General features: G+C 58.1%; 19 protein-coding genes. 8 read left to right on the forward strand and 11 right to left on the reverse strand.

What is annotated here, in order from left to right; translation table 11 throughout:
- Positions 1 to 562: 562 nt before the first annotated feature.
- Positions 563 to 1,132, forward strand: coding sequence for a spermidine N1-acetyltransferase (gene speG / locus BLU64_RS01590; RefSeq protein ID WP_026742806.1), 570 nt, complete (start codon positions 563 to 565; stop codon positions 1,130 to 1,132).
- Between the two features lie 840 nt (positions 1,133 to 1,972).
- On the opposite strand, the gene ybbP is transcribed toward speG, so the two are convergent.
- Positions 1,973 to 4,405, reverse strand: coding sequence for a putative ABC transporter permease subunit YbbP (gene ybbP, locus BLU64_RS01595; RefSeq protein ID WP_026742807.1), 2,433 nt, complete (start codon positions 4,403 to 4,405; stop codon positions 1,973 to 1,975).
- Positions 4,402 to 5,088 carry a putative ABC transporter ATP-binding protein YbbA gene (ybbA, locus tag BLU64_RS01600; RefSeq protein ID WP_074727870.1) on the reverse strand — a complete coding sequence of 229 codons (687 nt, stop codon included), beginning with the start codon at positions 5,086 to 5,088 and terminating at the stop codon, positions 4,402 to 4,404. The genes ybbP and ybbA overlap by 4 nt, the downstream gene beginning before the upstream one ends.
- On the opposite strand from ybbA, the gene tesA reads away from it, so the two are divergent.
- The 3 genes from tesA to BLU64_RS01615 are packed head-to-tail and all read left to right on the forward strand — an operon-like array spanning position 5,056 to position 7,423.
- Positions 5,056 to 5,694 (forward strand): multifunctional acyl-CoA thioesterase I/protease I/lysophospholipase L1, encoded by a 639-nt coding sequence (tesA, locus tag BLU64_RS01605; RefSeq protein ID WP_139171458.1) that lies wholly within the window; start codon positions 5,056 to 5,058, stop codon positions 5,692 to 5,694. The two genes, ybbA and tesA, sit on opposite strands and share 33 nt — an antisense overlap.
- 29 nt (positions 5,695 to 5,723) lie before the next feature.
- Positions 5,724 to 6,500, forward strand: coding sequence for an SDR family oxidoreductase (locus BLU64_RS01610; protein ID WP_074727745.1), 777 nt, complete (start codon positions 5,724 to 5,726; stop codon positions 6,498 to 6,500).
- Between the two features lie 20 nt (positions 6,501 to 6,520).
- Positions 6,521 to 7,423 (forward strand): co-chaperone YbbN, encoded by a 903-nt coding sequence (locus BLU64_RS01615; RefSeq protein WP_327062228.1) that lies wholly within the window; start codon positions 6,521 to 6,523, stop codon positions 7,421 to 7,423.
- A gap of 49 nt (positions 7,424 to 7,472) precedes the next feature.
- Here the strand turns inward: BLU64_RS01615 and BLU64_RS01620 are convergent, their stop codons facing one another.
- Positions 7,473 to 8,663 carry a nicotinamide mononucleotide deamidase-related protein YfaY gene (locus BLU64_RS01620; protein ID WP_026742811.1) on the reverse strand — a complete coding sequence of 397 codons (1,191 nt, stop codon included), beginning with the start codon at positions 8,661 to 8,663 and terminating at the stop codon, positions 7,473 to 7,475.
- 235 nt (positions 8,664 to 8,898) lie between these two features.
- Positions 8,899 to 9,438: a YfaZ family outer membrane protein gene (locus BLU64_RS01625; RefSeq protein WP_026742812.1), complete on the reverse strand. Its 540-nt coding sequence runs from the start codon at positions 9,436 to 9,438 to the stop codon at positions 8,899 to 8,901.
- 276 nt (positions 9,439 to 9,714) lie between these two features.
- Between BLU64_RS01625 and katA the strand changes: the two genes are divergently transcribed.
- A complete protein-coding gene (katA, locus tag BLU64_RS01630) occupies positions 9,715 to 11,154 on the forward strand; it encodes a catalase KatA (RefSeq protein WP_026742813.1) in 1,440 nt (479 codons plus the stop codon).
- Positions 11,155 to 11,208: 54 nt separating this feature from the next.
- On the opposite strand, the gene menE is transcribed toward katA, so the two are convergent.
- The 6 genes from menE to menF all read right to left on the reverse strand — a co-directional run bounded on the left by menE (position 11,209) and on the right by menF (position 18,292).
- Positions 11,209 to 12,588, reverse strand: a complete 1,380-nt coding sequence (menE, locus tag BLU64_RS01635; RefSeq protein WP_026742814.1) for an o-succinylbenzoate--CoA ligase — start codon at positions 12,586 to 12,588, stop codon at positions 11,209 to 11,211.
- Positions 12,576 to 13,544 (reverse strand): o-succinylbenzoate synthase, encoded by a 969-nt coding sequence (gene menC, locus BLU64_RS01640; RefSeq protein WP_026742815.1) that lies wholly within the window; start codon positions 13,542 to 13,544, stop codon positions 12,576 to 12,578. Before menC ends, menE begins: the two co-directional genes overlap by 13 nt.
- Entirely contained in the window at positions 13,544 to 14,401 is an 858-nt protein-coding gene (menB, locus tag BLU64_RS01645; RefSeq protein WP_026738883.1) for a 1,4-dihydroxy-2-naphthoyl-CoA synthase, read from the reverse strand. The genes menC and menB overlap by 1 nt, the downstream gene beginning before the upstream one ends.
- 5 nt (positions 14,402 to 14,406) lie before the next feature.
- Complete coding sequence (gene menH, locus BLU64_RS01650) at positions 14,407 to 15,177, reverse strand: 2-succinyl-6-hydroxy-2,4-cyclohexadiene-1-carboxylate synthase (RefSeq protein ID WP_026742816.1); 771 nt, start codon at positions 15,175 to 15,177, stop codon at positions 14,407 to 14,409.
- The gene (menD, locus tag BLU64_RS01655; RefSeq protein ID WP_074727747.1) at positions 15,177 to 16,859 is read right to left on the reverse strand and encodes a 2-succinyl-5-enolpyruvyl-6-hydroxy-3-cyclohexene-1-carboxylic-acid synthase; all 1,683 of its coding nucleotides are present in this window, start codon (positions 16,857 to 16,859) and stop codon (positions 15,177 to 15,179) included. The genes menH and menD overlap by 1 nt, the downstream gene beginning before the upstream one ends.
- 107 nt (positions 16,860 to 16,966) lie before the next feature.
- Positions 16,967 to 18,292, reverse strand: coding sequence for an isochorismate synthase MenF (gene menF, locus BLU64_RS01660; RefSeq protein WP_074727749.1), 1,326 nt, complete (start codon positions 18,290 to 18,292; stop codon positions 16,967 to 16,969).
- 280 nt (positions 18,293 to 18,572) lie between these two features.
- On the opposite strand from menF, the gene BLU64_RS01665 reads away from it, so the two are divergent.
- The 3 genes from BLU64_RS01665 to rcsB are packed head-to-tail and all read left to right on the forward strand — an operon-like array spanning position 18,573 to position 23,086.
- Positions 18,573 to 19,754 (forward strand): MFS transporter, encoded by a 1,182-nt coding sequence (locus BLU64_RS01665; protein ID WP_036152967.1) that lies wholly within the window; start codon positions 18,573 to 18,575, stop codon positions 19,752 to 19,754.
- A 5-nt stretch (positions 19,755 to 19,759) separates the two neighbouring features.
- Entirely contained in the window at positions 19,760 to 22,429 is a 2,670-nt protein-coding gene (rcsD, locus tag BLU64_RS01670; RefSeq protein ID WP_026742820.1) for a phosphotransferase RcsD, read from the forward strand.
- Between the two features lie 6 nt (positions 22,430 to 22,435).
- Positions 22,436 to 23,086 (forward strand): response regulator transcription factor RcsB, encoded by a 651-nt coding sequence (gene rcsB, locus BLU64_RS01675; RefSeq protein ID WP_026738877.1) that lies wholly within the window; start codon positions 22,436 to 22,438, stop codon positions 23,084 to 23,086.
- 120 nt (positions 23,087 to 23,206) lie between these two features.
- On the opposite strand, the gene rcsC is transcribed toward rcsB, so the two are convergent.
- Positions 23,207 to 26,068 carry a two-component system sensor histidine kinase RcsC gene (gene rcsC / locus BLU64_RS01680; protein WP_074727750.1) on the reverse strand — a complete coding sequence of 954 codons (2,862 nt, stop codon included), beginning with the start codon at positions 26,066 to 26,068 and terminating at the stop codon, positions 23,207 to 23,209.
- Positions 26,069 to 26,193 lie beyond the last annotated feature (125 nt).

Here is a 26,193-nt window from a genome sequence, read left to right on the forward strand (position 1 = left end):
GCAGTTCGAAGCCAGTGAATATTATTTACTTTTAGTTTTAATTACCAGAACACCTATCTAACGCATAAATAAAACATCCATAAACCTTACTTTTTAGCCATAATAACATTTATCACAGAGGCCCAGACGCCGCCCTATCTGAGTTCACTCTTCTTTCCAGAAAATATTACCCAGGCATTAATGCTTAAATAAGCAACAATACCGCCGACATTTCAATACCAAATAAAAAACAGATTAATAAAAAGAACAAGGGATATATCTATCTCTTATTTTTCGTATAGGTAAAGGTTATTTGAACAAAAAACAAACCACGACAACAACGATGAAACCAAAAAGAATAAATATTCTTTGCGCGAGCAAATAATATAAAACAGGGTTTCATCTTTTATTAAAATAAAAATACCTTGTTTTCAGTATAAAATATTATTTTAAATAGTGCATTACACTGATTAGACTTCAATACGACGCGAAAATCGTTCGCCAAATAGTAAATATCAGGCACTATAAAGAACGACAAGAAAGCAAAATATCACGATAAGATACTGATAATAGAGGATTTACTATGTCTGGCTCGAACCACATCGTTCGTCTGAGACCACTGGAACGAGATGATTTGCCCTTCGTTCATCAATTGGATAACAACGCCAGCGTGATGCGCTACTGGTTCGAAGAACCCTATGAAGCCTTCGTAGAGTTGAGCGATCTGTATGACAAACACATTCATGACCAAAGTGAGCGCCGCTTCATCATCGAACACGAGCGGGTCAAAGTCGGACTGGTAGAACTGGTAGACATCAACCACATCCATCGCCGGGCCGAGTTTCAGATCATCATCGACCCCGCGCATCAGGGCTGCGGCTATGCGAGCGCCGCCGCACAGCTGGCGATGGACTACGGCTTCGCCATTCTCAACCTCAACAAACTGTATCTGATTGTGGACAAGGAGAACCAGAAGGCGATCCACATCTACAGCAAGCTAGGGTTCGATGTGGAAGGTGAGTTGATTCACGAATTCTTTATCAACGGAGAGTACCGCAACGCCATTCGGATGTGCATTTTTCAGCATAAGTATCTGTCCAGGCACAAAAAGCCCAGCGGCGCCCCGTCTCCCGAGGCTGACATTACCCGATAACCGATGCGCATTGCCGCCCCAGGCGATGCGCATGTTGCCGAACCCGCGCCCTCTGTCTTCCAGGCGCTCCCTTTCCCACCAGTGGGGGTTCACTGATGAGTGCTGAACAAGACGTCTCCAAAACCACTATTCACATCGCGCTCAATCCTGTTGTCCGACGATAAATTGGCTTTCATTGATGCCTTTCGTACGAAAATCAGCGTCACCCAAAAAATTAAGTTCCTCGCACAACGTCCATTGCCGAAAATATCACGACACTTCAGGGATCATGCCACATGATAGTTATGCCTTCTCCACCAAAGTCATGTCTGAAATAAAGAGCTTGATGTCGCATCGGTATTTCGTGGTGGCAGGGTTTATTCCTGATATTTTAATTAGAGGTTATTTTGAATCATCAAAAATTAAATATGACTTAAAAACCACATTAATCCCAGCCTAAGGGAAATTGACAAAATAATATAAGGACACTGTAGTCGATATTCTGGACTAAACACTCTTCTTTACCGCCATGAATGTCTTGACCTCATCAACATATTATCGAGAATGCTATTTTTGAAGGACGGGCATCGTTATTTGGGACGGCCAGCACACGTTGAGGCAAATAAGATCGTCCTCATGACGCCATGAGGGGGTTAGCGGCGGGAAGCGGGCTAACGGGAAGCTGGGTCCATTCCCATTATCACAGCCACCTATTTGCCCGCCCGAGTTAGGGGGAGATTGAGCGTCATGCGAGCAAAACCGCGCCCCCTTTTTAGAACGGGACGCGCGCGCTTTGCTTTTTCTGGCTTTTTATACGCTTAATCTGCGGTGGATCTCGTACCGTATGACGCTTCGGCAACGTTAAGCATCGTAACGCCGGAACAGCGCCCTGCCACGCAGCAAACGCAACCCTAACCACCCGCCGCAGAGGGAAAGCAGCAGGGCACTCAGCGGCGGCAGGCCAATCCACAACGGCCAGTTAGGCTCCCACGGGAAGTCGAACACTTTGCGTTGCAGCATCCACAGCGCCGCCTCCGCGCCCAGAGCTGCCGCCAGCCCCGCGGCCAGCCCCATTACGGCGAACTCGCACCAAAGCGTGGTCCGCAGCAGCTTCTTGCTGGCTCCCAGCGTCCGATAAACCATTAATTCCTGACGACGCTGCCCCATCCCGACCTGGATCTGTGCCAGCAGCAGCAATACGCCGCAGAAGATGACCAGAACCACCATCACTTCCAGCGCGCGACTGACCTGTTGCAGCACCTGTCCGACCTGTTTGAGAATTGTGCCGATATCCAGCACGCTCAGCGTGGGAAACTGCCGGTTAAGCTGGGTAATCACGTTGTCCTGCCCGGTGTGTCGGAAGCTGGTCAGCCACGACTGCGGCTGATGCTCGAGCGCGCCGGGCGGGAAGATAAAGAAGAAGTTCGGCCGCAAACTTTCCCAGTCCACCTGACGGAAGCTGGTGACTTTGGCGCTGAACGGCTGCGTGTCGCCGGTGAATGTCAGCGTGTCGCCCAGCGAAACCCCGAGACGCTCCGCCACGCCCTGCTCTATCGACACCTCGCCCTGCTTCGGCGGCCACGGCCCGGACACCAGCACATTGTGTGACGGCAGTTCCGCCAGCCAGGTCAGATTCAGCTCGCGGTTTACCGTGCCGCCCCCCGGCGCATCCTCGGGGATCAGCTCCGTGGCGACGCGCCCATTGATCTCCGTCAGTCGCGCGCGGACGATCGGATAAAAGCGATCCGGCTGCACCTGGTGCTGGATCAGGAAATCTTTCACCGCAGGGACCTGATCGCCGGTGATATTCAGTACAAAGTAATTCGGGCTATCCGGCGGCAACTGCTGCTGCCAGCGGTCCAGCAGGTCGCCGCGTAAGAGCAGCAACAGCGCCAGCAGCATAAACGACAGCGCAAACGCCGCCAGCTGGCCGATGGTTGACCACGGCTGACGCAGGAGCCGGTTGATCGCCAGACGCAGGGATAACCGTTTCAGCGTGAGGCGTCGCAGCACCAGCAGGCTGCCCCAGCCTATCGTTCCCAGCAGCAGCGCCAAGACGACCATTCCTCCCAGCAACGACCACAACAGCGAGCCGCCGCCGGACAGCACGAACAACAACCCGATTACGACCACCGCGACGGCTGGCAGGTAGTAGCGCAGCGGCCAGACGTTGGCCGTCACGTCCCGCCGTAGCACGCGCAACGGCTGGGTCGCCAGCAGAAGGCGATACGGCCGCAGACCGACCAATAGCGAAATCAGCACCAGCGTGCCGAGCGCCCAAGCCCAGGGCCAGAACCCAGCGGGCGGCAGCGTGGCGGGCAGTACCGGCGCCAGCGCGCGCATCAATACCGCCTCGAAGCCCAAACCCAGTAAGCTCCCCGCCACAGCCGCCAGCGCCAACACCGATAGCCATTGACCGACAATCAGTCGACGCAGGGCGCCACGACCGGCGCCCAAGGTTTTCAGTACGGCGACCAGGTCATAGCGCGTGCGGCAGTAATGACTCATCGCAACAGTCACCGCCGCAATGGCCAGCAGCAGCGTCAGCAGCGCGGAGAGCAGGAGGAACTGCTGCGAACGTTGAAGCGATTTGCTCAACGCGCCCGGAGAATCTTCCATGCCGTACCAGCGCTGATCCGCCTTCAATTGGGGTTTGATCCAGTCGCCATACTGCGCGATGTCTTGAGATTCTCCCGCGAACATGTAGCGCCAGGTGATGCGGCCGCCGGGCTGAATCGCGCCGGTACGGGCGACATCGGCCATATTCATCAACACGCGCGGCGCGGTTTCAAAGGGATTGAAGCCGTTATCCGGTTCCTGAATCAGCTCACCCGCGATGCGCAGCGTGGTATCGCCGATATCGAGTTGATCTCCGACTCGCGCGCCCAACAATGCCAGCAGGCGCGGGGCGACCAGGATCGTGCCGGGTGCGGCACGGAGCTGCGCAGGCCGGGTCTGTAAATTCCCATACAACGGATAGCGATCGTCAGCGGCTTTAACCTGCGCCAGCTGCGCATTTTCCCCGGCGTAGGTCATCGTCATAAACGACACCTGTCGACTGACGGTCAACCTGTCTTGTTCCGCCCGTTGCAACCATGCTTCATCCACCGGCCTTGAGGCGCGCAGCACCCGGTCGCCAGCTAAAAAGTCGCGGCTTTGTTGACTCAGACCCTGTTCCATACGATCGCTGATGGTGCCGAGCGCCAGCACGCAGGCCACGGCCAGCGTCAGCGCCAGCCAGACGATCAGCAGCGAAGGGGAGAGCCATTCGCGCCAAAACCAGCGCCAAATCATGACTCCTCCCACAGTTTACCGTCACGCAGACGTAAACGCCGCTCGCAGCGCGCCGCCAGCTGTTCGTCATGGGTGACCAGAATCAACGTCGTGGCATAGTCGCGATTCATCGCAAACAGCAGGTCCACGATGCGTTCGCCGGTCTGCCGATCGAGATTGCCGGTCGGCTCATCGGCAAACAAAACTTTTGGACGACCGCTGAACGCACGCGCCAGCGCCACGCGCTGCTGTTCGCCGCCGGACAGTTGAGCCGGCAGATGCTGTAACCGCGCGCCAAGCCCGAGCTGTTGTAGCAGTTGTTCGGCCTGTTGGCGGCTCTCGCGGTCGCTTTCACCCCGCAGCAGCGCAGGTAACTGGACGTTTTCCAACGCATTTAACGTTGGCACCAGCATAAAAGACTGAAACACAAAGCCGACGTCGCGCGCCCGCAACGCCGCGCGCCCCTCCTCATCCAACCCGTTAAGCGGCTCCCCCAACAGCGCGACGTCGCCGCTGCTGCCGTCGTCCAGTCCGGCCAGAATGCCCAGCAACGTCGACTTGCCCGACCCGGACTCGCCGATTAACGCCAAAGTCTGGGCCGGTTTGACAACCAGCTCAACTCCGGTAAGGATGGACAGTTCATGTTCCCCTTGACCAACGTGTTTACTAAGATGATGAACTTCAAGAATGTTTTCCGCTGGCATTTTCTGGTCCTTTTACTGCTGGGAATAGTAAGTTTACGTGCTATCGCGGCGGATACGCTGCTGGTGCTGGGCGACAGTCTGAGCGCGGGCTATCGTATGTCGGCGACGCAGGCCTGGCCTGCCTTGCTGAATAGCCGCTGGCAGTCAGCCCCCGGCGGCGTTAACGTCGTCAATGGCAGCATCAGCGGCGACACCGCCGCCCAGGGGCTGGCCCGCGTTCCGGCTTTACTGCGACAGCACAGGCCGCGCTGGGTGCTGATCGAACTGGGCGGCAACGATGGGCTGCGCGGTTTTCCACCGTCCAGTCTGGAACAGGATCTGACAAAAATCATCTCTCAGGTCAAAGATGCCGGCGCACAGCCGCTGCTAATGCAGATCCGGCTGCCGACCAACTACGGCCGGCGCTATACTGAAACCTTCGCGGCCGTGTATCCGAAGCTGGCCTCGCAGTTCGCTATTCCGCTACTGCCGTTTTTCATGGAGCAGGTCTATCTCAAACCCGAGTGGATGCAGGATGACGGCATCCATCCGAACCGCGACGCCCAGCCGTTTATCGCCGACTGGATGGCGCAAAAACTCGGCCCTCTAGTTAACCACGACTCTTGATATTCAGGGCTTTATAGTTAGGTAAAGTTATGCAAAAAGCGATTTTAATCACCGGCTGTTCCAGCGGTATCGGCCTGATCGCCGCGCAGGATCTTAAACAGCGCGGCTACCGGGTTTTGGCGGCCTGCCGACGTGCGGAAGATGTGGAAAGAATGAACGCTTTGGGGCTGGAAGGCATCGAGCTGGATCTGGACGACCGCGACAGTGTGGAGCGCGCCGCCGACCGCGTCATTTCGCTCACCGGCAACCGGTTGTACGGGCTTTTCAACAACGCCGGCTACGGCGTGTACGGCCCGCTGAATACGATCTCTCGCCAGCAGTTGGAGCAACAGTTTTCCAGTAATCTGTTCGGCACCCACCAACTGACGCAGCGACTGCTGCCCGCCATGCTTGCGCACGGCGAAGGGCGTATCATCCAGACCAGCTCCGTCATGGGACTGGTCGTCACGCCGGGACGCGGCGCCTATGCAGCCAGCAAGTATGCCCTTGAAGCGTGGTCAGACGCGCTGCGTATGGAGCTGCACGGCAGCGGGATACACGTTTCGTTGATAGAACCTGGACCGATCAGCACGCAGTTTTCCGCCAACGTTAACCAAACGCAGCACGATCGTCCCGTCACGAATCCCGGCATCGCCAAGCGATTCACGCTGACGCCAGAGGCGATATTGCCGAAATTGCGCCACGCTCTGGAGAGTCCGCGCCCCAAATTACGCTATCCGGTCACGCTGATGACTCATGCGCTGTCGATACTTCGCCGTCTGCTCCCCGGACGCGCACTCGACGGCTTATTACGCACTCGCTCCTGACAGGGGTTGAAGCAGAGGGAATGTGCCCCCATAACTCGCTGAAACGGATAAGAGAGAATCCCATGCTAGAACAACACGCCAACGCGATTGATATTAACGAAACGAATTTGCAGCAAGTGCTGGAACAGTCGATGACCGTCCCGGTGCTGATTTATTTCTGGTCCGAGCGCAGCCCGCACTGTCAGGAACTCGGCCCGGTACTGGACCGACTGGCCGCCGAATATACGGGTCAGTTCTTGCTGGCGAAAGTGGACTGCGACGCCGAACAACGCGTCGCCGCGCAATTCGGCCTGCGCGCGATCCCCACCGTCTATCTGTTCAAAGACGGTCAGCCGTTAGACGGCTTCCAGGGACCTCAGCCGGAAGACGCGATCCGCGAACTGTTGCAGCGCGTTCTGCCTAAAGCAGAAGATCTGAAAACGGCGGAAGCCGAGCGTTTGATTCAGGACGGCAAGCTGCAGGATGCCCTGCCGCTGTTGAAAGAAGCCTGGCAATTGGATAGCAAACGAAGCGACATTGCCCTGTTGCTGGCCGAAGTGCAGATCGAGCTTAATCGCGCGGAAGACGCCGAAGCCGTGCTGAGCGCCATTCCGATTCAGGATCAGGATAGCCGCTATCACGGGCTGGTGGCGCAGATCGAATTGCTGAAACAAGCCGCCGATACCCCGGAAATCAAGCAGCTGCAACAGGAGCTGGTCGCGGATCCGGACAATGCGGATCTGGCGGTGAAGCTGAGCCTAAAGCTGCATCAGGTCGGCCGTAACGAAGAGGCGCTGGAATTGCTGATCGGCATGCTGAAGAAGGATCTGGCGGCCGCCAACGGCAGCGCGCGCAAAACGATGCTGGACATCATGTCCGCGCTGGGCACCGGCGACGCGCTGGCCGCGCGCTATCGTCGCCAGCTCTACGCCCTGCTTTACTGATCGCCGCGCTTTTCGACGGGCCGCCGCGGCCCGTCGTCGTTCTGTCCCGCTAACAGGTTTCGACCGTTTCAATCCAGCCGTTTCCGCCGTAAGGCGAGATCCCGCTCAACCAACGCCGCAGCATATTCAACGCCGCCATAGCGACAATTTCCTGCTGCGTCGACAACGCGTAGCGCGCCGCATTGAACTGGAGGGTCTGAGCCAGCGTTTGCGAAGGCGTATGCAACGCCAGAGACAACCTGCCCTCGCTCAATCCGCCAACCACCAGAGCCACCTGCGCCGAGCATCGCTGCGCCAGTTCGCGCGCCTGTTGCGCCACCGCCGTCAAGGCACTGGAGGAAGCGGTCAACAGATCGCCGCCGGCCAACGGCGCATTGGCGCCACGCAGCTGCCAGTGAACCAGCCCGGCGGTGAACGCTTCGGCGATTGCCAATCGCAAATGGCGTTTAGACAGCGCCTGCGCCAGCTGTGCAGGCAGACCCGCGGTCCCTTCGAACACCGTACTGTCGGCGACGGTCCCCTTCACCTGTCGCCATAACGCATGCATAGCGTCGTGCTGCGATGCGGGGCCGGTCAGTTTGATCTCGACGATGGGCACGGCGCAGCGGTATCCCAGCACCACGCCCGGCGGCAGGACGAGCGGCGCCAGCGCGCTCGCCAGATCGCTTTCTCCACGACCGAAGGTCGTCAGACGCAGACAGAGCGGCGCTTCGCCAAGCGTAAAACGCTGACGTAAACGCGGCATAATCTGCTGCTCGACCATCACCTTGAATTCAGACGGCACGCCGGGGGTGAAAAACAGCATGCAACGGTTCAGCTTCAGCGCGAAGCCACAGGCAGTGCCGACCGGGTTGTCGAGGATCTCCGCGCCGTCCGGGATCAGCGCCTGCTTCCGGTTCAGCGCCGACATGGGACGCCCGCGATCGGCGAAATAGGCCGTCATCTTCGCCAGCCACTCCGTATGCTCCACCAGCGGTACGCCCGCCGCCGTCGCCGCGGCGAGTGAACTTAAATCGTCGCTGGTCGGCCCCAGTCCGCCGTTAACGATCAGGATGTCCGCGACGTGACTGCGTTCGGTCAGTGCCGTTACCAGCGCGTCGAGTTCGTCGCCAACCGTCATGCGGCTGGCCATCGGCGCGCCCTGCTGAAACAGATAATCCGCCAGCCAGGCCGCATTGGTGTCAACGATCTGGCCGTGCAGCACCTCATCACCGGTGCAAAGCATCTCAACCCTAAGCATGTTTACTTTCTCCATTCGTGAATCGTCGGGCCATCGTCTGATTGCTCTTGGCACGCCTTGTCAGCCGCTCGGTCGATAAGGCGGCTTCACCCGTGGGCAACGAGCGATACAGCGCCCATCGGCACGAAGTCATCACAATTTATGATACTGAGATAATAAAGGAATGACGCTGCGGGTAAACGTGGGATTGAAGATCCAGAGGCGAAGGCGCGGAAACCGCGCCCTGTGGCAGGCGTTAGAAGCTGAGTCCTGCGCCCAGATAGAAACCGTCGGCGATTCTGCGGTCGTCGTTGGATGAACCCATCGTGATGTAGCGGTAGCCTACGTCCACGGAGAGCGGACGCAGCGGCTGCCAACGCACGCCGCCTTTCGCTTCAACGTAACGATCCAGATGGCTGGTGAACGCATCTGGTGAATAGTAGCCTTCCCCGAACAACGAGAAAGATGACGTCAGCGGGAACTGTACGCCACCGCCCACGGCCAGACCATAGCCGTCGTCACCATGATCGGGCTGCAAATAAACGCCTTTGACGCCCGCATTGACGGCGGCGCGACCGAGGCTAAAGCCGTAATCGACCCCCAAACTGTAGGCGTCGTTATTGTTGTCATTATCGTGACCCCACCCCGCGTTGGCGGATAGGCCGGGGAATGGCAAGCCGATGCTGGCGGCGGCGCCGACATAATCATTTCCCGCTTCCGCCGAAATGCCGATAGCTTGAGCGCCCGCCGAGGCCAGCAAAAGGCTGCCCAGGCACGCAGTCATCAATTTTTTCATCGTAATCGTCCTTAAATCGGAGTGTAAATTTATCAATTCGTGCCCATTGTCGGGCGCGCAGTCAATTTGGACATCATCAAATCGAACTGATTCTACGTCATGTTCGCGGCGGTGGAAGCCAGAATAGGGCTAAATATGCGGGTTTCATCTGACGAAATGCGACGAATTCGCATTTTTCAGTGCTGGCGATACCAATGATAAGCGCCGCCGATTTGCCTATTTACCGGCTCTGACTGATAGTTCTCACCAGTCGAGTCAAACCGTAAGGAAGTAAACATGAGCAATGAAAAACAAAAGCTGACCACCGCCTCCGGCGCGCCGGTCGTCAGCAATAACAACGTAATGACCGCAGGCCCTCGTGGCCCAATGCTGCTGCAGGACGTTTGGTTCCTGGAAAAGCTGGCTCATTTTGACCGTGAAGTGATCCCTGAGCGACGTATGCACGCTAAAGGCTCCGGCGCTTACGGTACATTCACCGTTACCCACGATATTACCCGCTACACCCGCGCTAAAATCTTTTCTGAAGTCGGTAAGCAGACCGATATGTTCCTGCGCTTCTCCACCGTAGCCGGTGAACGCGGCGGTGCCGACGCCGAGCGCGATATTCGTGGTTTCGCCATGAAATTCTACACCGAAGAAGGGAACTGGGATCTGGTCGGCAACAACACGCCGGTGTTCTACCTGCGCGACCCGCTGAAATTCCCGGACCTGAACCACGTAGTGAAACGCGATCCGCGCACCAACCTGCGGAACCCGGTCTACAAATGGGACTTATTCTCCCAATTGCCGGAAGCACTGCACCAGTTAACCATCGACTTCAGCGACCGCGGCCTGCCGAAATCCTATCGCCACATCCACGGTTTCGGTAGCCACACCTACAGCTTTATCAACGCCGACAACGAACGTTTCTGGGTGAAGTTCCACTTCCGTTGCCAGCAGGGCATCGAAAACCTGATGGACGACGAAGCGGAACAGCTGATCGGTAAAGACCGTGAAAGCTCTCAGCGCGATCTGTTCGACGCCATCGAGCGCGGCGACTTCCCGCGCTGGAACCTGCAGGTGCAGATTATGCCGGAAGCGGAAGCCTCTCAAGTGCCGTACAACCCGTTCGACCTGACCAAAGTCTGGCCGCACGGCGACTATCCGCTGATCGACGTCGGTTATTTTGAACTTAACCGCAACCCGGAAAACTACTTTGCCGAAGTAGAACAGTCCGCCTTCAGCCCGGCGAACGTCGTCCCCGGCGTCAGCTTCTCACCGGATAGAATGCTGCAGGGCCGTCTGTTCTCTTATGGCGATGCCGAGCGTTACCGTCTGGGCGTTAACCACCATCAGATCCCGGTCAACAAACCGCGCTGCCCGTTCCATAGCTATCACCGTGACGGCGCGATGCGCGTGGACGGCAACAGCGGCAACGGCGCGACGTATGAACCGAACAGCTTCAACGTATTCCAGGAACAGCCTGATTTCAGCGAGCCGCCACTGTCGCTGGAAGGCGCCGCCGACCACTGGAACCACCGCGAAGACGACGATTACTTCAGCCAGCCGCGCGCGCTGTTCCAGCTGCTGAGCGAAGAAGAGCACCAGCGGATGTTCCAGCGAATCGCCGGCGAGCTGTCTCAGGTGCCTGAGTTTATTCAGGACCGTCAGATCGCGCTGTTCAACCTGGTCGATCCTGCCTACGGCGAAGGTGTCGCCAAAGCGCTGGGCCGTTAACTTCCCGCCTGCGGACGGCGAGTCTCTTGTACGGACTCACCGCCCGCAGAGGAGTCAGCCGCGCTGCTGCCGCACCCAGGCAGCGACCTGCTGACGGGAAATTTTTATCCCGCCGTTTTTCAGCGTCCCGGGCAGATGATAGAACGCCACGGGACGCTGATATCCCGCCAGCTGCGGAGCGAGCCAATCACGCAGCGTCGTCAGATCGCACTCCCCCGCCGTTTCCACCACCACAACCGGGCGCTGCCCGAACTCCACGTCATCCACCGGCACGACACAGGCAAACTCGACCGCCGGATGCTGCAGTAAAACCGCTTCCACATCCTCCGGCTGCACGCCTTCGCCACCGCTGAAAAACTGATTATCCAACCGCCCCATAATGCGCCACTCGCTGCCGTCCCAGCAGCCGCGATCGCGGGTATGAAACCAGCCCTGATCGTCGGTCAACGGGAGCAGCGCGCCGTCGCGCCAGTAACCGGCCGCCAGGCTATTGCCGCGCAGCCAGATTTCCTCTCCCACGGCTTTGATATGCCGTCCGGCGAGCGGCATACCGACGCCGGGGCGTCCGTCGGCGCGCTTGGCGCACACGGTAGAGGCTAACTCGGTCAGCCCATAGCCGCACCAGCAACGAATGCCGATGGCTTCGGCCTGTTGCGTCAACGTCAGCGGGATCATCGCGCCGCCCAACAGCACCGCGGTCAGCGAGGTCGGCACGTCGCCCTGCGATAGCAGCCGCCACAGCTGCGTTGGCACCAGCGAGGCATGTGTACAGCCCCGTAGCGCGACATCCAGCGTACGCCCTGGCCGCACCACCAAACAGGCTCCCGCCGCCAGCCAGCGCCAAACGATGCCCTGCCCGGAGACGTGAAACAGCGGTAAGGAGAGCAACCAGCTGTCGCCCAGTACATAGGGCATGAGTCCGCGTACGCCCTCCGCGCTCGCCAGATGCGCGGCGAAAGTATGCACCGCCGCTTTTGGCAGGCCGCTAGAGCCGGAAGTCAGCGTCATCGTCGCCAGTCGCTCCCGATCCCACGGGGTGCGCGGTACGGTATCTGCGACATCGTCGTCCCCGGCGGTGAGCGTGACGATTTCGTCGGGCCAACGGGCATCGCTGAAGCACAGCCCAAAGCGAATATCCAGCGATGGCAGCAGCACATCCGTCTGTGTCTCGGGCAGTTGCGGATTAAGCGGCAGCAAACGCGCGCCGCACTGTAGCAATGCAAGATAGCTCAGCAGCATCTCGCCGCTATTGCGTCCGCGCAGCGCCACGCCGCTCCCCTCCGTGACGCCCTGACGAATAAACGCGCTGGCGCGCGTGTCGACGTCGTCGGCCAGTTTGCGCCAGCTCCAGCCTTCATCGTCGAGGATTAACGCGGTTGCGTCAGGCTGCTGTCGCGCCCAGTGTCGCCACGGCCAGTCGGTCACGACCGCCATAGTTCGTCCAACTGTTCAGCGTTAAGCTGCGGCAACGGGCTGTCCGGCCAGGGCCGCAACACCTGTGCCTGCATCAGATCCAGCGTATCCAAGCCGGGGATCGCGTCTGGCGTTAGCCAATGCGCCAGTCGCGCCAGCTGCGTCAGGCCAAGACTAGATTCGATGCTGGAGCTGATGACGGCCGTCAAACCCGCCCGATGCGTCTCTGCGACTAGTTGTCGACAGCGATTCAGGCTGCCCACCAGCGTAGGTTTGATGATGATGGCGCTCACTCCCGGCTCGGCTTCCACGCGGAAGTCCGGCTCACGCACGCTCTCATCCCACGCGATAGCGATGCCGGTATCGCGCGCGAACGCCCGCGACTCCTCGCGGGTTTTGCACGGTTCTTCCAAAAAGGCGATGCGGGATCGCACGGCCGGATCGACGTAGCGCGCAAAACCGTCGGCTTTGGCCCGCGTCCAGCTGCGGTTCGCGTCCAGACGCAGGGAGAGCTGCGGCAGCGCATCCAGCAGTAGGTTGACGATCATGCCGTCCCGCACGGCTTCGTACAGCCCGACCTTCACTTTCGCCACCGGGTTCGGCAACCCCTGCAACATCGCGAACAACTCATCCGGATCGCCGCTGCACAGCGGCGCTTTACGATAGTCGGCGTCCTGTGGCAGCGCCCCGGAAAGCTCCGCGTCGGCGAAGCTCAGGCCGAAGTCGACCGACGGCACGCCGGTTTCTTCCAGCGCGTCTCCGTTCACCCAGCGCCGCAGCGACTTGCGGACGGCGGTCTCGGCATCACTCAGCGTTTCAACGCTGAACTGCGGCAGCGGGGCAACCTCGCCCCAACCCACCCGTTCGCCGTCGCACAGCTGTACGATCAGACCATCGCGGGTTTTGAGCCGCTGATTGCGCAGCACCACCCCGGCATCCATTGGAACGCTGTAACGGTAGAGCGTCGCCCGTCGCATTACGGATTCCGCCGGAATTTGCTGAAGTCAGGCTGACGTTTTTCATTGAAGGCATTGCGTCCTTCCTGCCCTTCGTCGGTCATGTAGAACAGCATGGTGGCGTTGCCCGCCAGCTCCTGCAACCCCGCCTGCCCGTCGCAGTCGGCATTAAGCGCCGCTTTCAGGCAACGCAGCGCCATCGGGCTGTTCTGCAACATTTCGCGGCACCAGCGCACCGTCTCTTTTTCCAGATCCGCCAGCGGGACGACGGTATTCACCAGCCCCATGTCCAGCGCCTGCTGCGCATCGTATTGGCGGCACAGGAACCAGATTTCGCGCGCCTTTTTCTGACCGACGATGCGCGCCATATAGGAGGCGCCCCAGCCGCCGTCGAAGGAGCCGACGCGCGGACCGGTCTGACCGAAGATGGCGTTTTCCGCCGCCACGGTCAGGTCGCACATCATATGCAGCACGTGACCGCCGCCGATGGAGTAACCCGCCACCATCGCGACCACCGGTTTCGGACAGGTCCGGATCTGGCGCTGGAAGTCGAGTACATTCAGGTGATGAACGCCGCTGTCGTCCTGATAGCCGCCGTAGTCGCCACGGACCTTTTGGTCGCCGCCGGAGCAGAAAGCCTTGTCGCCTGCGCCCGTCAGGATGATCACGCCGATGCCGTCGTCATGGCGCGCATTGTCCAGCGCCTGAAGCATCTCCTTGACCGTGAGCGGGCGGAAGGCGTTACGTACCTGGGGACGGTTGATGGTGATTTTGGCAATGCCGTCAGCCGATTTGTGGTAGAGGATATCGACAAAATCACCGCTGCAGTCGTGCCATTCTGTAGGGGCGTACAGCAGTTCTTCACTCGGATACAGCATAGGGTTTATTCCTTTACGGGGTGGGAAATTAATGAACGGATCCGCGCCGCATAGTCGGCCGGATTCGCCTGATGGGCATTATGGCCGCAGTCGGCCACGCTCAGCAGCGGCAGAGCTGCCTGCCGCGCCAACGTCTGAAATTTCGTGTCGCGCTCGCCGCACAGATAGCCGAACGGCACCGACAGCCGTCGCAGCGACGCGGTCAGGTTCGGCTGACGCGCCAGCGAAGTCGCGGTCAGCATTCTGGCCACCGCCGCGCCGTCGTTATGGCTGCGCCGCTGTATCAACGCCTGCCGCTGCGCGGTGGTCAGGTCTGCGAAGACCGGCTGCCGATACCAGTCCGTCAAGACCTGAGCCAGCGGTTCATGCGCAAAGCGATGCGCCCAGCGGGCATCGTGCCGCCGTCGCGCCCCCCGCTCGTCCGCCGTCGCCAGCCCCGGATGGCCGCCTTCCACTAGCAAACCGCGCAGCCCCGGCGTCTCGCCGTGACAAGCATGGAACATGGCGAGACGACCGCCGAGCGAATAGCCCAGCAGCCAGTAGTCGCTCACGCCCTTCTCCGCCAGCAGCGCGGTGAGCTGACGGCTGACATCCTCAAAACCCTCGGCGGGCTGATGACGGGCGTCGCCGTGGCCCGGCAGATCCACCAGCAACACAGGGCGATCGCTCAGAAAAGGAAGGAGGGGCCGCCAGTCTTCGCCGCTGCCCAACAGACCGTGGAGTAACACCAGCCACGGCTGTCCCGACTTGCCCTGATGAATACAGCGCGCATGCATCACCATGTCACCCCCTCGGCCAGAAGCTGTTGCAGACACTCAGCGCCCGCTTTCGGCGACACCGCCACTTCCAGCAGCGTCGCCGCCGGCTGTTTAAACCCGTCGGATGCGGCATCGACCACTTCGCGCCAATTCGTCGCTCGGGCGTAGCGCAGGCCGAACAGCCCGGCGGCATGACTGAATTCCACCTGCTGCGGCATACAGTAGAACGTTTCCCGCGCCTGCTCGGACGTCGGCAATAAAGAGAATATCTGGCCGCCGTTGTTATTGACGACGATCAACACCAGAGGCGCGGGAGGGTGGCGCAGGAGCGCCAGCGCGTTGACGTCATAGAGCGCGGACAGATCGCCGATGACCGCCAGCATGGGACGGCCGTTAGCGCGTTGCACGCCCGCCAGCGTGGACACCAGACCGTCGATGCCGCTAGCGCCACGATTGGCGTAAACCGGGTAGCCCGCAGGCAGCTGGGCCAACGCATCCACCAGACGGATAGTCAGACTGTTGCCCAGAAAAAGCTGTCCCCCTTCCGGCAACAGCGCAGGCAGGCGATGCGCCAGCTGCGCTTCGCCAAACCCTTCCTCCAGTCGTGCGGCGACCTGCGCGCCGATACGTTCAACACACCCAGGCAAGGTGTCCGCCCACGGTTGGGGCGGCTCGGCCTCCGGAGGATGCGCAGCCAGCCAGTCGGCGATAGGCGCGGTCAGCCGACGCCCGCGATGATAGGCCGGGTCCAGACGGCCGGGCAGAGCGTCCACTAGCCAGTACTCCTGCGGCTGAATGGCCGCCTGCCACTGCAAGAGCCGCTTACCGGTCAAGCCGGCGCCGAACTGGATGACAATCTCGGCCTGCAGCAGACAATCAGCCTCGGGATGCGCCAGCCACAGATCCGCATGGGGCAACGGCTGACCAGTTTGGGAGAGTACATCGCCAAGCAATGGCCAGCCCAGTTGTTCAGCCCAGCGGGCGATGGCCTCCCCGCTCTCGGGCGGTACGCGACCGGCGATGACCACGCCACGTTTTCGACGCCAGGCCGACCAGTCGGGCTGCGCGGCGCAGTGCGACGCAGATTCATCCGCTCGTAGCCAAGGCGACGATTCATGCCACCACGCGCCCAGCGCCTGTAACCAGACTTGATAGGCCTCGGGGTCGTCCGCGCCGTATAACGGCTCGGCGAAAGGACAATTGATATGCAACGCGCCGTGCGTCAACCGCCCTACGACATCGTCAACGGCGGACACCAGCCAGCTCGCCGGGATATCCGGGGTCGGTCGGGGAAGCGCCAGCGTATGCGTGGGATGAGAGGCGAACATGCCGGGTTGGCGGATAGACTGATTCGCGCCGCAATCGATCAGCTCCGGCGGCCGGTCGGCCGTCAGCACCACCAGCTTTTCACCGGTCAGACCGGCTTCGATGATTGCCGGATACAGGTTCGCCGCCGCCGTTCCCGACGTCACGATCACCGCAACCGCCTGTCCGCTGGCCTTTGCCAGCCCCAACGCCAGATGCCCCAGCCCGCGTTCATCGAAGTGGGTATGGCAGGTGAACGCCGGGTGCTCTGCCGCCGCGAGCGTGAGCGGCGTCGAGCGAGAACCGGGCGCGATGCAGACATGGCCTACGCCATGCCGGGTTAGCGTTTCCAGCAGAACTGCCGCCCAGCGGCGATTAAATACATTCGTGGACATGGTCGACTCAACAACTCTGGTTGCGGGCTGTAGCAATAATTATATTTTGTTTTATTTCGCCAACTTTGATGTAAACCCTTAGCAGGCACAACAAACATAAAACAAAACTATGACTTGTCGCCGTCCAGCAGCGATTTGAGGCCCGACGCCTTGGTTTCCAGCTCCTGCCACTCTTGCTGTGGATCCGAGCCGGCGACAATTCCCGCGCCGGCATATAGCGTCAGGCAATCCCCTTCGACATCCGCTGAACGCAGAGAAACGCAAAACTCCGACACTTGACGCGACAGGTAACCGGCGGACCCGGCGTACCAGCCGCGATCGAACGGTTCATAGCAGGCCAGATAGTCTCGGGCGGCGGCGCGAGGCAGCCCCGCCACCGCCGCCGTAGGCTGTAACAGCTGCAAACAAGCACGGTCTTTAGCCTCGAACAGTTCCGCGCGGATCGCCCGACGCAGATGCTGCACCTTGCGCAAACGGATAATTTCCAGCGGCAAAACTTCCAACGCCGTCGCGGCCTGAGACAGACGCTGGCGGATATCGTCCACCACCAGCTGGTTCTCATTTTGATTCTTGACGTCCCGCATGAGCCACTGCGCCAGCTCGTCGGCACGCCGATCGTCGAGATCGTTGACGACGGTACCGGCCAAGGCTTCGGTCTCCAGACGGTTTCCCTCCCGGCGGTAGAGTCGCTCGGGGCTGGAACCCAGAAAGGCGCGCTCCGGCGTGAAAGCCAGCATGAAATGGTAGCAGTCATGATTGGCCGCACGGCTGGCCGCCATCAGGGGGACCGCCGCCAGCGGACGATCGAGCGTCAAACGGGTCGTCCTCGCCAACACCACCTTTTTTAAAGCGCCGGCTTCAATCTCCGTCAACGTCTGCGCGATAAGGTCGGTCCATTGCTTTTTTTCGGGATGGTGCGCCGTGAGCCTGACGGTCGCCGCTAACGGCGGCAACGGATGCGCCGTTGCCAGCTGACGCAGTGCCTTCAACGCGTTTTCAGCATCCTGACGCAGCGAGACGGCGCTGAAAAGATTGACTCGCAGCACGACTCGTTCGCTCTCACGCAACAGCGTGATCCGCGGTAAAAACAGGTAGCCGTCGAGAGGCTCCGCCTGTGCCAGCGTAGGATAACCGAAGGCGTTCAGCCCCCACAGCCGCACGTCATCGTCGAGATCCTCGCGGTGCAGAAAGGCTTCAGCTTCAGAAGCGGAAGCAAAGGTACATACAGCGCCGCATGCGGCGGCCTCTTCCGGATCTCGCCGATGCTGCCAGTAAAACTGCGGATACAACGTCTGAGCGGCCAGCCAAGCCGTCAACGCTGTATCTCCCCCTCTTTCCGCCGACAGCGTGAAAGTGCGAAAGCCCGCGTCATCTGGCAGCGATGCACCGAGCGCCTGTTCCATACGTTGCAACAGGCCTGAAAGTTGCTTCACGTCGCCCCCGGTATCCTAAATGAAAGTGTGGGATTATACGGGCGCGCCTCTGGAAAAAAAACGCCAGGGGACTTTTGGGTTAAGATTGTTCCCTGAATGGCCGTATTCTCCGTCCGTGTATCCCCTGGAGGCGGGCGGCCATTGGCTCCCTTTAGGCGAATGAGCGCCGCCTAAAAAAATGTTGTTCCGGCGAGGAAAAGCAGATCCCCTTTCGATAAAAGCCCCGAGTTATGGTAAAAGTACCCCATATTTCTGATTCCAGACGTGGTCTCTGTCTCTCATGCGTTCAACCGTCGGCACCAACCCCATTTCCCTCGACTCTCCCCTGACGGATAAAGCCGTACAGGCCGCCACACGCGTCGGTTTTTTGATCTCCGGCACGGCCATATCCTGTTGGGCGCCGCTGGTGCCTTACACCAAACATCGGTTGCATATCAACGACGCCACGCTCGGCGTGCTGCTGCTGTGCATTGGCATCGGCTCGCTAATCTCCATGCCGATGGCCGGATTTTTGACGGCTCGTTTTAGCTGCCGACGGGTCATTTTTGCCTCCGGCTCCCTGCTGTGCATGCTGCTGCCGTTGTTGACGATGCCTGAAACGTTTCCGTTGATGGCGTTGATTCTGGGTTTGCTGGGCGCGATGCTGGGATTGATGGATGTCGCCATTAATGTCCAGGCCGTCGAAGTGGAGCGCGCCAGTCAACGGGCCTTGATGTCCAGCTTTCACGGCTTTTACAGCATTGGTGGGATCATCGGCGCAGGCTGCGTCAGCCTGCTGCTATGGCTGGGACTGTCACCCCTGCTGGCGACGTTGGCGATGGCATTGTTGATCTGGCTCCTGCTGTTTTGGTCGCAGCGTCATATGGTGCGCGCCACGTCGCGCGCCAACGGGGGGCCTTTGCTGGCGATACCGCGAGGATGGGTGCTGTTCATCGGTATTTTGTGCTTCATCATGTTTTTGGCTGAGGGCGCAGTCCTGGACTGGGGAGCGCTGTACCTGACTGTATTTCGCGGCGTCGATGCGCGTCAGGCCGGCATCGGCTTCGCCGCCTTTTCCATTACGATGACGCTGGGGCGGCTCTACGGCGATCGGGTGGTCAACCGTCTTGGCCGCTTTGCCGTCATCGCTGGCGGAAGCCTGTGCGCCGCCGCGGGACTGCTGCTCACGATTACCATCGATAATCCTATCACCGCCATCGTCGGCTTTGCGTTAGTCGGTCTCGGCGCGGCCAACGTGGTGCCTATCCTGTTCACCACCGCCGGTAATCAAACGATTATGCCGCCGCATCTGGCTCTGGCGTCCATCACGACGATGGGCTATGCCGGTTCTCTGCTTGGTCCGACGCTGTTAGGATTTGTTGCTCAGATCAGCAGCCTGTCGCTGGCGCTGGGCGTTATCGTTATGCTGTTGCTGGCGGTCTGCGCCAGCTCTCGCGCCATCATCCGTTCGTCTGGAGATTGATTGACATGCCCGCCATCATCATGCGTTATTTTTCTCTGTTTGTTTTACTGTTACTGCTGGTGTTCGGGGCGTTCAGCTACAACTATATCAATGGCTGGATGACGGAGAAGAAGTATGCTCTGACCGACATCGCTGAAAGCATGCAGAAGCGAATCGACACTTATCGTTTCTTCACAGACCAGATTTATAAAAATCTGCTCGTGGACGCCCCGCTCCCGTCCGAAGGCGCGGTAAACGTCATTACGCTGGTGCCCAACGTGTTTTACGTCGAGCAGCGCGGTCAGAAAACCGATACGCTGATTTTCGGCCAGCACGAGAAGAGTACGCTCTACTCCATGCACAAAATTTCGCAGTATCTGGACATTCTATGGGGCGCGAAGACCGACGTGTTTTCGATGTACTATCTCAACGGCAACGATAACAGCCTGACGATGGTCTCCACCCAACCGCTGAAGGACGTCTCTTCCCAGTTTCGCGGCAGCTATATCTCTGCGCTGATTGAAGCCCGCAAGGCGGAAATGCTGCAACAGGCGAACGCGCTGGACGAACGTGAAAGCTTCTCGCCCTTGCGCAAGCTGCGTTTTTATAACAACTACTATTTCACCCTGCGCACGACTTTCAACCAGCCGGGGCATCTCGCGACGGTGATTGCCTTCGACCTGTCAATCAATGATTTAATCCCGCGCAACATGGAGCGGGAAAATCTCATGCTGCGTCAGCAAACGCTGCCGATGAGTATGGAAACCGGCACCGAAAACGAAACGCCGACCGACATCCGCCTGGAAGGTACCATGGTGGAAGTGTCCGCTCAATTGACCAACGCGCCGCTGAAAATGGTGTACAGCATCCCGCTGGACCGTCTGATCACCGACATGCTGCGCACCAATATCTGGATGATATTGCTCAATCTGACGCTGCTGCTCATCGCGCTAATGGGCTTTTACGCTTTTCGACGCCACTTTTCCCGTCCCCGTGAAGACCTGTCGTATCGTTTGAAGAAACAGCAGAACATGTACACCGAAATTATCGGCCACCTGCCGGTGGGCGTGCTGGTCTATGACTTCAGCGCCAATAAAGTGGTGGTGGCGAACGCACTGGCGGAACGACTGTATCCGCACCTCAGCCTGAAAAAAATTGCGACGCTGGCGGAAGAACATCAGGGCGTGATTCAGGCCACCGTCGATAATGAGATGTATGAAGTTAGGCTGTTCTACAGCCTGTTCGCGCCGGACTACTGCCTGTTCTTACTACGCGAACAAGAGCAGGAAATCGTCATCAACAAGAAACTCCAGCTGGCGCAGCAGGAGTTTGAAAAGAACATCGCCGTGCGTAAGCAGTTGTTCCACAACCTGAGCCAGGAGTTCAAACAACCGCTCAATGCCGTACATCAGCTGGCGCTGTCGCTGCGCAACGAGCAGACGCAGGACGAACGGCAGGAGTCGCTGCACCTGCTGATTAGCGAGGCCGCTTGCGCCCTGAGACTGATGGAAAATATCGCTCTACAGGCTCAGTTGGAAACAGACGAATGGGAAGTGGCGCACGCGCCTTTTTCACCGCTTGCGCTCGTCGACGATTTACTGCTGACGTTATTGCCGCGCATACAGCAAAAAGGAATCAGCCTGTTTAATCATTATCAGCTGGATATTCGACAAACCTATCTCGGCGACGGTGAATTATTAAAGAAAACGCTTTCATTATTAATGGATTATACCGTTACGAATACGGACTACGGCAAAATTACGCTGACGCTGCAACAGCCTGAAAAGTCTTCGGGACAATTAGTCATACAAATTAACGATACGGGTACGGATGTTTCCGTCGAAGAACTCGATAATGTACGGCATCCGTTCGCCGCTCCGGCGCTTTCTGATCGATTCAGCCAAAATTCCGGATTAACCTTATTTTTATGTCAGCAGCTTTGCCACAAACTGGGTGGTCAATTGCAAATCAATCGACTGCCGGATTTAGGTACGCAATATACGCTGACGCTGAAAATGGACCCCGTCGAGCTTCCGGAGGAGGAAGAGGAAAAGCTGCTGGATGGTATTACAGTGTTACTGGATATCACCACGGATGAAGTACGGCAGATGGTTAGCCGCATGGTCAGCCAGTGGGGGGCGGAATTCGTCATTTATGACGAACGTCTGATTAATCAGGAAGCGGACCTCACGATTACGGATAACGCAGGAAAAGTCGCAGACGACACGCTGTTGGTGACCGGAGAAGACACTCAATGCGTTTCTCTGGGCAAACGGCGGCTGCGGACCAGCTACAACATCAGCCAACTGATGCTGGATGCTCTGCTAAAGCTGATCGAACAGCAGTTGGAAACGTCCACCGACGACAGCCGTCCGGCAACGGATGACGACATCGGTTTTTACGCTCGCCAATTGCGCAGCAGCGATTACTTTTCACTGTTCGTAGAGACAGTACCGGAGGATATGAACAGGCTGTATACTGAAATCCAAGGTGGCGATTTTGTGTCACTGGCTCAGACAGCCCACCGGCTCAAAGGCGTGTTTGCCATGCTGAATCTGCATCCGGGCAAACAATTGTGTGAAGTCCTGGAACAACTAATAACCTCGCAGGATAGTGTGCAGATAAAGAATAACCTTCAACAGATTGAACGTTTTGTCAGTGCATTACTACAGCAAGGTGGCCAACAATATGAGTAAACAACAATGAACAACATTAATGTAATTATTGCAGACGACCATCCGATTGTTCTTTTCGGCATCAGAAAATCGCTAGAGCAAATCGAGTGGGTGAACGTCGTTGGGGAATTTGAAGACTCAACAGCATTAATCAATAATTTACCAAAGCTCAACGCCAACGTTCTTATTACTGATTTATCCATGCCAGGGGATAAATACGGCGACGGAATAACGCTGATCAAATATATCAAGCGTCACTTTCCGCAGCTGTCAATTATTGTTCTGACCATGAACAACAACCCAGCGATTCTTAGCGCCGTGCTGGAGCTGGACATCGAAGGGATCGTACTCAAACAAGGCGCGCCGACAGATCTGCCCAAGGCTCTGGCCGCGCTGCAGAAAGGCAAGAAATTCACGCCGGAAAGCGTGAGCAAGGTGTTGGAAAAAATCAGCGCCAGCGGCTACGGCGACAAACGCCTGTCGCCGAAGGAAAGCGAAGTGCTGCGTTTGTTCGCGGAAGGTTTCCTGGTGACAGAGATTGCCAGAAAGCTTAACCGCAGCATCAAGACCATCAGCAGCCAGAAAAAATCGGCCATGACCAAACTTGGCGTCGATAACGATATCGCGTTGCTGAACTACCTCTCCTCCGTCGGCGTGGCGTCGACAGAAAAAGAGTAAAGCCTTCTCCCGCCGATGACCTCGGCGGGCACTCAACGCTCAGGCTCTCCTCAGAGCCTTTTTTCGTTTCCCTTCCCTTTTCTCATCGCGAGCCAGACTTGCACGCGGCGAGGACGTCTGTCAGCTCTCCTTGGACTGTTCGGCGTTACTCTGGCGCACCAGATTGGCGTAATACGCCAGAGACTGTTGCAGCGTATCCAGCGTGACCGGTTTCGACAGGCAATTATCCATACCGGCTTCTAAACAGCGCTGCCGTTCTTCCGCCAACGCGTTGGCGGTCACGCCGATCACCGGCAGCGTCAATCCCATCTGCCGCATCCGTCGAGTGAAACCATACCCATCCAGATTCGGCATGTTGACGTCGGTCAGCACGATATCGACCTTATGTTTACTCAGCAGGTCGAGAGCATCCAACCCATCGTTGGCCGTAACCACCTCATACCCCAGCGATCCCAACTGGTCCGCCAGCAGACGTCGGTTAATCGGGTGATCATCCACGACCAAAATGTGGATATCGTCATTGTCGCAGCTATAGCTTGCCGACGCCGGAGCGGCGGACGTCGGCACCGGCAGCGCGTCTTTGCCACGATAAATGCGTTGCAGCAGCAGCGGCAGATCCTGCGGCGCTGAGGTACTGTGCTCCCAGCATCCCGGCGACACTTCCTGCGCCGAGCCCGTATGCGAACCGCTGATCAAAATGTGCGCCCGCGCCCCCAGGTTCTGTCTCAACGGATAGTCGCTGATGACAATCTCATCGGCCGCCACGGCCTGCCCGCTATAGTCCTGCACATTCAGGCCATGTTCCTGCAGGAACGCACGCAGGTAATTTCCCATATAGGCGTTGCGAATGCGCAGCCAGGCGTTTTTCCCCTGTAATAGCGGATTAATCACCGTCAGCGGATACTGGGCCTGATACAGTGGAATGCGAATGCCGAACTGGCTGCCCAGCCCCGGCGCCGACTCGATCGTAATGTCTCCGTCCATCAGATTGACCAGCTTTTCACAAATCGCCAGCCCCAGACCGGTGCCCTGAAAATGCCGCTGCACGCCGGTTCCCGCCTGGAAGAAGGGATCGAATAGTTTCATCACTTCGCGCGTATTGATCCCCACACCGGTATCCCGCACCAGAAACTCGATATACCCGTCGCGACAGCGCACCTGAAAGACGATGCAGCCGGTGTCGGTAAACTTGATCGCATTGCTCAGCAAGTTGGACAGCACCTGCTGCAAGCGTACGGGATCGCCCGAAAGGCTTAAAGGCACTTTGGGTTCGATAAAGCAATAGAGCGTCAAGTGCTTCTTGACCACCAGCGGCAGGTAGTTGCTCACTACGTGGCTGATTACTTCACGCGGGATAAACTGACAGTTTTCAATTTTCAGCTGCTCGGACTCGATTTTGGAGAAGTCGAGGATATCGCTGATGATTTTCAACAGCAGCTCAGACGAATTGTGCATGGCCGTCACCAGCCGGTTAGCGTCTTTCGGCAGCGTCTTCGTCTGCAGCAAATCCAGGTTGCCGATAATGCCGTACAAAGGCGTGCGCAGTTCATGGCTGACCGTCGCCAGGAACATGGATTTGGACTGGCTGGCCTGTTCAGCCGCGTTCGCCATTTCCTGTAGAGACTCTTCCATTCTGACGCGCGCGCTGACGTCCAGCAGAACGCAGATCGCTACGTTCTCGTTGCGATAGCGTGAATGCACAAAGCTGATTTGCAGGTGATGGTTACGACTGGTCAGAACATCCACGGATTTGGACTGCTGTTCGCAGATAATCTTGGTCACGCGAATACGGTCTTCGTAGGTCAGCAGGCTGAGATAGTTGTGGGCCAGCTCGTTACTCAGAATATTGGCGCCGTCGCTGATACGCAGGATACAGATCCCGACTGGCGCGGAGGCCACGATCTTGCGGTTGAACTGTTCGTTCTCCTCCAACTGAAACGCGTTTCGTTCCGCGGGCAAAAACATGCGCCGCTCCAGCACGCGGGTAATCACAAACAGCGTGATGGCGGACAGCAGATTCAGCAACGCCATGTTCATGATGAGAGAGTTGAGCGCCGCCAGAATGACTTCCAGCGGCAACGCGTACACGACGCTCAGCGTGGTCGGCTGTAACGCCTTTTTTAAAATCAGGGCGTTGTAGTTATTGATGTACCCGAAATAGGCGCTGACGTCCGGGTATGGTCCATTGATGTTATTGCGCGCCGCATCGCTGAACTGCATCAGCGTGCGATTGTTTTGGTCGAGCAGTTTAACGCTGAACGGCAGATCGCTGCTCAGCATAAAATCATCGAGACGTATGGGCTGTTCAATACCCATTACCGCCACCAGCTGGTTCTCCACATAGATCGGCATCAGCGCATAGAAATAGCCGGATTCGGACGTCAGGCCAGAGCTAACCCAGAACAGGCTGTCGTCGCGACGGGTCGACAGTGTGCTGTTACGCTGCCCCTGCAGGCGCTCCTGCACGTTTCTCACCAGACTCTCGCTATCCAGCGACTGGTTACGAATGCCGAAATCCACCAGACACTGCTGGCGTCGATCGACAAAGAAAATACGGTTCAGGTCGTAGACGGAAGAAAAATCGCGGTGCCACTGCTCAAAGAAACGGATGAGGGGCGTCAGCTGGGCGGGATTCTTCTCATACTCCGCAGTGCAATTGACTGACGACGACATACCGTAAATCGAATAGGCTTTCTCCTGCACCTCGGTAAGATGCTCCCGGCCGGAATTGGTTACGCTCAGCCGGTTGGTCGCCATGTATTTCAACTCGCGCGCCACATCGGTAGCGCGACGCATATATCCCAAAGACTGGTCGGCATTCAGGGTTAACAGGTGCCTCAGTTGCGACTCGCGTTCGTTCAGCGCCTTACTCAGATAAAACAGGGAGATCAATGCCCCCAGGAGCCATAGCGCCAAAGCCAGCGCCCGGAACAGATACCGGGAGAATTTCAGTGTGGTCTGAAATGAAGCTACAAATTTCAAGGGAATACCGTCAGGTTATGGGATAGAGAACTGCCGCCGAACCGGCGGCTACCACAGTACCGATCCCGCATAAAAAAAGCCAGCGCATCACACGCTGGCTTAGTTATCGCATCCGGAGGAACGCC

Origin of the sequence: Lonsdalea quercina (genome assembly GCF_900107885.1) — a bacterium.
Taxonomy (GTDB): domain Bacteria; phylum Pseudomonadota; class Gammaproteobacteria; order Enterobacterales; family Enterobacteriaceae; genus Lonsdalea; species Lonsdalea quercina.